The organism is Methylobacterium radiodurans, assembly GCF_003173735.1.
Lineage (GTDB): Bacteria > Pseudomonadota > Alphaproteobacteria > Rhizobiales > Beijerinckiaceae > Methylobacterium > Methylobacterium radiodurans.
In genome coordinates, this window is the sequence record NZ_CP029551.1 from 4,032,621 (window position 1) to 4,040,000 (window position 7,380).

At 71.0% G+C, this 7,380-nt stretch carries 8 protein-coding genes (1 of these 8 cut by a window edge); 2 read left to right on the forward strand and 6 right to left on the reverse strand.

What is annotated here, in order from left to right; translation table 11 throughout:
* Positions 1 to 61: 61 nt before the first annotated feature.
* Positions 62 to 1,051, reverse strand: a complete 990-nt coding sequence (locus DK427_RS18945) for a phosphoribosylaminoimidazolesuccinocarboxamide synthase (RefSeq protein ID WP_109952617.1) — start codon at positions 1,049 to 1,051, stop codon at positions 62 to 64.
* A 91-nt stretch (positions 1,052 to 1,142) separates the two neighbouring features.
* On the reverse strand, positions 1,143 to 1,355 hold the full coding sequence (locus DK427_RS18950) for a hypothetical protein (protein ID WP_162559833.1): 213 nt from the start codon (positions 1,353 to 1,355) through the stop codon (positions 1,143 to 1,145).
* Positions 1,356 to 1,840: 485 nt separating this feature from the next.
* Here DK427_RS18950 and DK427_RS26450 point away from each other — a divergent pair, with 485 nt between their 5' ends.
* Entirely contained in the window at positions 1,841 to 2,017 is a 177-nt protein-coding gene (locus tag DK427_RS26450) for a hypothetical protein (RefSeq protein WP_162559627.1), read from the forward strand.
* 9 nt (positions 2,018 to 2,026) lie between these two features.
* Here DK427_RS26450 and DK427_RS18955 read toward each other — a convergent pair whose 3' ends face one another.
* From DK427_RS18955 to DK427_RS18970, 4 genes are all read right to left on the reverse strand, one after another.
* The gene (locus DK427_RS18955) at positions 2,027 to 2,758 is read right to left on the reverse strand and encodes an MIP/aquaporin family protein (protein ID WP_109952619.1); all 732 of its coding nucleotides are present in this window, start codon (positions 2,756 to 2,758) and stop codon (positions 2,027 to 2,029) included.
* 76 nt (positions 2,759 to 2,834) lie between these two features.
* Positions 2,835 to 4,340 (reverse strand): glycerol kinase GlpK, encoded by a 1,506-nt coding sequence (gene glpK / locus DK427_RS18960; RefSeq protein WP_109952620.1) that lies wholly within the window; start codon positions 4,338 to 4,340, stop codon positions 2,835 to 2,837.
* A 214-nt stretch (positions 4,341 to 4,554) separates the two neighbouring features.
* A complete protein-coding gene (gene glpD / locus DK427_RS18965) occupies positions 4,555 to 6,087 on the reverse strand; it encodes a glycerol-3-phosphate dehydrogenase (protein WP_245930632.1) in 1,533 nt (510 codons plus the stop codon).
* An 85-nt stretch (positions 6,088 to 6,172) separates the two neighbouring features.
* Positions 6,173 to 6,988, reverse strand: coding sequence for a DeoR/GlpR family DNA-binding transcription regulator (locus DK427_RS18970; RefSeq protein ID WP_109952621.1), 816 nt, complete (start codon positions 6,986 to 6,988; stop codon positions 6,173 to 6,175).
* A gap of 244 nt (positions 6,989 to 7,232) precedes the next feature.
* Between DK427_RS18970 and DK427_RS18975 the strand changes: the two genes are divergently transcribed.
* Positions 7,233 to 7,380: the 5' portion of a hypothetical protein gene (locus DK427_RS18975; protein ID WP_109952622.1), read on the forward strand. It continues 77 nt past the right edge of the window; the window shows 148 of its 225 coding nt (coding positions 1-148); the start codon lies at positions 7,233 to 7,235; its stop codon lies beyond the right edge, outside the window.

A 7,380-nucleotide genomic window follows, 5' to 3' on the forward strand; every position in this document is an offset into this window, starting at 1 on the left:
GGCGCGCCGCAGGCCGTCCCTGTCGGCGGACGGCGCCCGTCTGGAAGGTTCGTGGCCGGCGTCAGCTCCGCTGGCTGAGGAGCCCGGCCGCGGCGAGGTTGCGGCGGACCCGCTCCAGGGGGACCTCGGACGGGTCGGGCAGCGCGAAGCGCTCGCCCGTGATCCGCTCGTAGGCGCTGATGTAGACGGCGGCCGTCTCCAGCACGATTGCGGCCGGGATCTCGGGGATCGGGTCGCGGTAGGGGTCGCAGCGGGCCACCACCCAGTTGCGCACGAAGTCCTTGTCGAAGCTCTCCGGGCTCGTGCCCGCGGCGAGCCGCTCCGGATAGCTCGCGGCGAACCAGTAGCGGCTGCTGTCGGGGGTGTGGATCTCGTCGGCCAGGACGATGCGCCCGTCCGCGTCGGTGCCGAACTCGTACTTGGTGTCGGCCAGGATCAGGCCGCGCTCGGCCGCGAGCGCCTGCCCGCGGGCGAACAGGGCGAGCGCGGCCTCCGACACCGTGCGCCACTGCTCCGCGGTAAGGAGCCCCTTGCCCAGGATCTCGGCCTCGGTCAGCGGCTCGTCGTGGCCGCCGTCGAAGGCCTTGGTGGTGGGGGTGATGATGGCCTGCGGCAGGCGCTCGTTGGGGTGCATGCCGTCGGGAAAGGCGTGGCCGTACAGCGTCCGCTCGCCGGCCCGGTAGCGGGTGAGGATCGAGGTCGAGGTGGTGCCCGCCAGATAGCCCCGCACCACCACCTCCACGGGGAGGATGTCGAGGCGCTTCGCCAGGACGACGTTCGGGTCCGGATAGGCGAGGACGTGGTTGGGGCAGATGTCGGCCGTGCGCTCGAACCAGAAGCGCGCGGTCCGGGTCAGCACCTCGCCCTTGAACGGAATGGCGGCGAGCGCCCGGTCGAAGGCGCTGATCCGGTCCGTGGTGATGAGGATGCGCCGCCCGTCCGGGAGGTCGTAATTGTCGCGCACCTTGCCGCGGTAGCGGTTCGGCAGCTCGGGCAGGTCGGCGTCCTCCAGGACCTGATGGGCGTGCGCGGCGAGGTCGGCCGGGTTCATCGGACAAGCGCTCCATGGGCGGCGGGTCCCCGCCGATCTGGGCCCGTCTTGTGCGCGCAACGCCGCCCGAATACCAGTCTCGGCCCCTCCGTCAGCGGGCCTGTCGCCAGCCCCGCGCGGGGCCGTTCGGGCAGTCCCGCTCCTGCCGGATGCCCGGCCGCAGGGCCGCCAGGCACGCGGCCCCGGCCGCGAGGGCGCTCGCGCCGAGCGGCGCCGCGGCGAGCGCGGGGCCCGGACCGAGCGAGTTCCAGAGGGAGGCCGAGGTCAGGATGCCACCGGCCCAGGCGGCTGAGATGTACAGCATCACCATCGAGGGCTCCCACGCACGGTCTCGCGCCCGATGGTGAGGCGATTGTCTTAACAAGATCCGCCCCGCACCCGTGCGGAGCCGAGGTGTCCCGGAAAAATCGGGTGCTCCGCGGCCGGGCTGGTACGTCATGGCGGAGCGATTTGGCGGATCGAGGCGTGGGCGACGCCAGCGGCGGCGTCCGCCACAGGCGCGCGCGGACTGTTCCATGCAACGGGCGCATGGCCCATCCCCCAATCGAAGGATGGTGCGCCGCACCATGGCGTGCGATATAGCTTGGGCACGACCGCGATGGCGTCGCGGCCGTGCAGCCCTCTTTTGGGCGTTTCCTCCCTAGACTTCGGGCCGCTCCTTCGGGAGTGGCCTTTTTTCTTTGTCCGGGCAGCGGTGGTTTAATGCACTCCGGGGGCGGGCTCAAGCACGATGATGCAGGGCGGGCCGACCCGGCTTGCCGCGTGCCGCGGGCGGGCAATATCTCCCCTATGACGCCCGCTCACGACGCCCAGGACAACGGCCCCTCGCTCGATGCGCTGGCGCGCGAGCGCCTCGGACGGCAGCTTCAGGCCCTCTACGAGCCCGTGCTCGACGAGGGCCTGGACCCACGGCTCGCAGAACTGCTGCGGCAGCTCGATCGCGACCGTCAGGGCGAGGAGGGCTGAGGGGACACCTCAGATGCCGAGCAGCCGCACCGCCAGCGCCGCCGCCACCGCGCCGGCCGCCGGGCCGGCCACGGGGATCAGGGCGTAGCCCCAGTCCGACCCGCCCTTGCCGGCGATCGGCAGCACCGCGTGGGCGAGCCGCGGCCCGAGATCGCGTGCCGGGTTGATGGCGTAGCCGGTGGTGCCGCCGAGCGAGAGGCCGATACCCCAGACCACCATGCCGACGAGATAGGGTGCGAGCCCCGTCGGGATGCTGCCGGCCGCGCCCACCGCCTTCGACAGCAGCGCGCTGATGATCAGGATCAGCACGAAGGTCCCGATGATCTCGGAGAGCCAGTTGGCGGGCGCCTGCCGGATCGCCGGCGCGGTGCAGAAGCAGGCGCGCTTGAGATCCTGGTCCTCGGTCGCGCCCCAGTGCGGCAGGTAGTGCAGCCAGACGACCGTGGCACCCAGGAAGGCCCCGATCATCTGGGCCGGCACGTAGACCGGCAGCTTCGTCCAGTCGCCCGCCGTGATCGCGGCGGCGAGCGTCACCGCCGGATTGATGTGGGCATCGGCGCTGCCGGTCGCGGTCGCCACGAAGATGCCGGCCAGCACCGCGAAGGCCCAGCCGGCGGTGATCGCGATCCAGCCCGCGCCCTCCGCCTTGGAGCCCCGGAGCAGCGCGCCCGCCACGACGCCGTTGCCAAGGATGATCAGCACCATCGTACCGAGAAGCTCGCCCAGGAACGGCGACGTCATGGCTATCCTCCGCTGTCGTTTCTTGGTCGTTCGTCGTTTTCTTGGTCGTTCTCGGAGCGCGCGGCCCGCGCGGCGCTCAGTCCTCCGGCTGGTCCCAGTCGAAGGAGCGCTTCACCGCCCGGCCCCAGGCGGCGTAGATCCGGTCGCGGTGGGCGGGATCCATCGCCGGCTCCCAGCGCCGGTCGACGCCCCAGTTGCGCACGAGGTCGTCCTGGCCGCGCCAGTAGCCGGTGGCGAGGCCCGCCGCGTAGGCGGCGCCCAGCGCTGTGGTCTCGGTGACCTGCGGGCGCACCACGGCGACGTCGAGGATGTCGGCCTGGAACTGCATCAGCGCCGTGTTCGCCACCATGCCGCCGTCCGAGCGCAACTCGCGCACGGGGATGCCGGAATCCGTCTCCATCGCCTCCAGCACCTCGCGGGTCTGGAAGGCGGTGGCCTCCAGGCAGGCACGGGCGATGTGGCCCTTGTTGGCGTAGCGGGTGAGCCCGATGATCAGGCCGCGGGCCGACTCGCACCAGTGCGGCGCGTAGAGCCCGGAGAAGGCCGGCACGAAGTAGACGCCGCCGTTGTCCTCCACCGTGCCGGCGAGCTGCTCGACCTCGGCGCTGTCCCGGATCAGCCCGAGATTGTCGCGCAGCCACTGCACCAGAGCGCCCGTGATCGCGATCGAGCCCTCGAGCGCGTAGACGGCCGGCGCGCCGTCGAGCTTGTAGGCGACGGTGGTGACGAGGCCGCAGGTCGAGGGCACGGGCGTCTCGCCGGTGTTCATCAGCGCGAAGCAGCCGGTGCCGTAGGTGTTCTTGGCCTCGCCCGGATTGAAGCAGGTCTGCCCGAAGAGCGCCGCCTGCTGGTCGCCGAGGATGCCGGCGATCGGCACACCCGCGAAGGGCGCCTTCGTCTCCCCGTAGACCTGGGCGGAGGAGACGATCTCTGGCAGCATCGCCTGCGGGATCCGGAAGGCGTCGAGCATCGAATCGTCCCAGGCGAGGCTCTCCAGCCCCATCAGCTGGGTCCGGCTCGCATTGGTGACGTCGGTGATGTGCAGGCCGCCGTCCGGCCCCCCGGTCAGGTTCCAGACGAGCCAGGTGTCGATGGTGCCGAACAGGACGTCGCCGGCCTCCGCCCTCTCGCGCGCGCCCTCGACGTGGTCGAGCAGCCAGCGCAGCTTCAGCCCGGAGAAGTAACTCGCCAGCGGCAGGCCGGTCAGCGCCCGGAACCGGTCGCGCCCGCCCTCCCGCTGGTACTCGGCCACCAGCCGGTCGTTGCGGGTGTCCTGCCAGACAAGCGCGTTGTGCAGTGGCTCGCCGGTGTGGCGGTCCCAGATCAGCGTGGTCTCGCGCTGGTTGGTGATGCCGATCGAGAGCAGGTCCTTCGGCCCGAGGTTCGCGCTCTCCAGCGCCTCGCGCATCACGGCCTGCGTGTTCGTCCAGATCTCCAGCGGATCGTGCTCGACATGGCCGGGGCGGGGGTAGATCTGCGCGTGCTCGCGCTGCCGGCACGCGATGATGCGCCCCTCGCGATCGAACACGATGAAGCGGCTGCTCGTCGTGCCCTGGTCGATCGCGCCGACATACTGGCCCATGGTCTCCTCCTGGCTGGTTCGTGTCAGGCCGGTCTCCGCCGGCTCATCGATCCTGGGATCCCCAAGGACCTGAGGCCCTTGGGCGGGGTTCCGGGGCGCGCAGCCCCGGATTTGATCTCCGCCCCCGGCAACGCCGGGGGCGGAGATCAACAGCAGGGCTCTGCCCTGCACCCGCGAAAGGTCTCAGACCTTTCGAAACCTGAACATCCGCGCCTCACGCGGCTTCCGCCTTGCGCGTCAGGTAGGCCGCGAGCCGGGCCGCGCTCTCCGGGCCGGTGCGCAGGCCGAGCTTGGAGCGCCGCCACAAGATGTCGTCGGCGCTGCGCGCCCATTCGCGGGCGACGAGGTAGTCCACCTCCGCCGCGCTCAGGCCCCCGTCGAAGCTCTCGCCGAGATCGGCGAGGTTGCGCGCGCCGTCGAGGATCGCCCGGGTCTCGGTGCCGTAAGCCCGGGCGAGGCGCCGCGCGGTCTCCTCGGGCAGGAACGGCGCGTCCCGGCGCAGAGCGGCGAGGTACGCGTCGAAGTCGGCCCCCGGCATGGCGCCGCCGGGCAGCGGCGCCTCGCCCGTCCAGGCCGGCGCCAAGTCGGGGAAATACGGCGCGAGCTTCTCGATCGCGTGTTCGGCAAGTCGCCGATAGGTCGTGATCTTGCCGCCGAAGACCGAGAGCGCCGGCAGGGCGCCGCCCGCATCGTCGAGGTCGAGCACGTAGTCGCGGGTGACCGCCGAGGCGTTGGCCGCCGCGTCGTCGTAGAGCGGGCGCACGCCCGAGTAGCTCCAGACGACGTCGTCCGGCCCGATCCGCTTCGCGAAGGAGCGGTTGATGCAGTCGCAGAGGTACTGCGTCTCCTCCGGGGAGATCCGCACCGGCCCCGGGTCGTCCTCGTAGGGCACGTCGGTGGTGCCGATCAGCGTGAAGTCGCGCTCGTAGGGGATCGCGAAGACGATGCGCTTGTCGGGCTGCTGAAGGATGTAGGCTTGGTCCCCCTCGTAGAGCTTGCGCACCACGATGTGGCTGCCCTTGATCAGCCGCACGGCCGCGCGGCTGTTGACGCCGAGCGTCCCGCCCAGCGTCTCGCTGACCCAGGGACCGGCCGCGTTGACCACGGCCCTGGCCCGCACGCTCTCGGTCCGGCCGCTCGCCATGTCCCGCAGGCTGGCGCTCCACAGGCCGTCCGTGCGCCGGGCCGCCTCGACAGCGGTGCGCGTGCGGATCTCGGCCCCGCGCGCCCGCGCATCCATGGCGTTCAGCACCACGAGCCGGCTGTCCTCGACCCAGCAATCCGAGTAGACGAAGCCGCGCGTCAGCCGCTCCTGCAGCGGCGCGCCGACCGGCGATGTTCGCAAACGAACTGACTCCGAGCCGGGTAGCGTGCGCAGCCGCGCCAGATGGTCGTACAGGAACAGGCCGATCCGCAGCATCCAGGCCGGGCGGAGCCCCTCGTCGTGCGGCAGCACGAAGCGTAGCGGCCAGATGATGTGGGGTGCGAGCCGCAGCAGGCGCTCGCGCTCGGCGAGCGCCTCGCGCACCAGCCGGAACTCGTAATATTCGAGGTAGCGCAGGCCGCCGTGGATCAGCTTCGTGCTGGACGACGACGTGAATTCGGCGAGATCCCCGCGCTCGCAGAGCAGGACCCTCAGCCCGCGCCCCGCCGCGTCCCGGGCGATGCCGGTGCCGTTGATGCCGCCCCCGATGACGAGCAGGTCGTGCGCCTCGGCCGGGTCGCGCAGGCTCGTGGCTGCCGTCAAGGTTCACCTCCCTGCCGGTCGAGTCGCCGGTTCGGGATATATTGCGCGCACCGTCTATTTTCGCAAGCGAAGTTATGAGTTTTCGTTACGGATCGCCCTCCTGGTCCGCCACCGCCAGGGCTACCCCGTGCCGCTCCATCAGCGCAACGATGGCGGGCGGGGGCGCCCGGTCCGTGAAGAGGGTATCGATCTGCTCGAGCCGTCCGACCTGAACCATCGGGCGGCGCCCGAACTTCGTGTGGTCGGCCACCAGATAGGTCTTGCGCGCGTGTGCCAGGATGGTCTGCGTCGCCCGCACCTCCTCGTAATCGTAGTCGAGCAGCGCCCCGTCCGCGTCGATGCCGCTGATGCCGATCACCGCGACGTCGACCCGGAACTGGCTGAGCGTGTCGCAGGTGAGCTGGCCGAGCACCGCCCCGTCACGGTTGCGCACGGTGCCGCCCGCCACCATGATCCGGAACTCGGTCGTCTCCGCGAGCGCGCGCGCGACGTTGAGGTTGTTGGTGATGATGCTGAGGTCGTCGTGCCGCGTCAGCTCCCGCGCCACCGCCTCGGGCGTCGTGCCGATATTGATGAAGACCGAGCAGTGCGACGGGATGCGGCTCGCCGCCAGTCGCCCGATCCGCGTCTTCTCCGAGAGCAGCGTGACGCGCCGGTCGGCGTAGTCGATGTTCTCGATGCTCGACGGCAGGCCGCCCCCACCCCGGTAGCGCTCCAGGCGCCCCTCCGCGCTGAGTTCGTTCAGGTCCCGCCGGATCGTCTGCACCGTGACGCCGAACTGGCCTGCCAGCGCCTCGATGGTGACGAAGCCGCGCTGGCGCACCGCGGCGACGATCGCGGCCCGGCGCACCTCCACGCTGCCCGCCTCGCTGGCGCCCCTCCGCTCGGTCGTGCGCGTCATGAGGTCTCCGCCTATGGCGATCTGCGCCGTTCGCGTTCGCGTAGGCTCGAATCCGAACGTTAGCGGCTTTCGAGGCGGCGGGGCAGCCGCCGCCGCGGCTTTCGGAGGCCTTGTCCCACCTCACGCCATAGAATTGTCCACCGCATTCGCAGGATCCCGGTAAGGTCTTGTTAGGGCCCCGGGCCCGAGTTCTGGGAGCCCGATCGCGACGCTTCCGGCGCGACGGGTCCCAAGGGAGAAGCCCGTGCCCGACCCGAGCGCAGCCCTGCTCGAACTGGCGAACGAGATCGTCGATCTGCGCCTGCAACTCGCCGAGGTTCAGGACCAGTGCGTGGAGATGGCCGTCGATTCTGGGGAGCTGCAGGCCGAGCTTCTGGCGCTTCGGGCTGAAC

Excerpts from the sequence above, each read along its gene's own strand:
- DK427_RS18945 (WP_109952617.1), bottom strand. The coding sequence starts at position 1,051 with ATGAACCCGGCCGACCTCGCCGCGCACGCCCATCAGGTCCTGGAGGAC.
- DK427_RS18950 (WP_162559833.1), bottom strand. The coding sequence starts at position 1,355 with ATGCTGTACATCTCAGCCGCCTGGGCCGGTGGCATCCTGACCTCGGCC.
- DK427_RS26450 (WP_162559627.1), top strand. The coding sequence starts at position 1,841 with ATGACGCCCGCTCACGACGCCCAGGACAACGGCCCCTCGCTCGATGCG.
- DK427_RS18955 (WP_109952619.1), bottom strand. The coding sequence starts at position 2,758 with ATGACGTCGCCGTTCCTGGGCGAGCTTCTCGGTACGATGGTGCTGATC.
- glpK (WP_109952620.1), bottom strand. The coding sequence starts at position 4,340 with ATGGGCCAGTATGTCGGCGCGATCGACCAGGGCACGACGAGCAGCCGC.
- DK427_RS18970 (WP_109952621.1), bottom strand. The coding sequence starts at position 6,988 with ATGACGCGCACGACCGAGCGGAGGGGCGCCAGCGAGGCGGGCAGCGTG.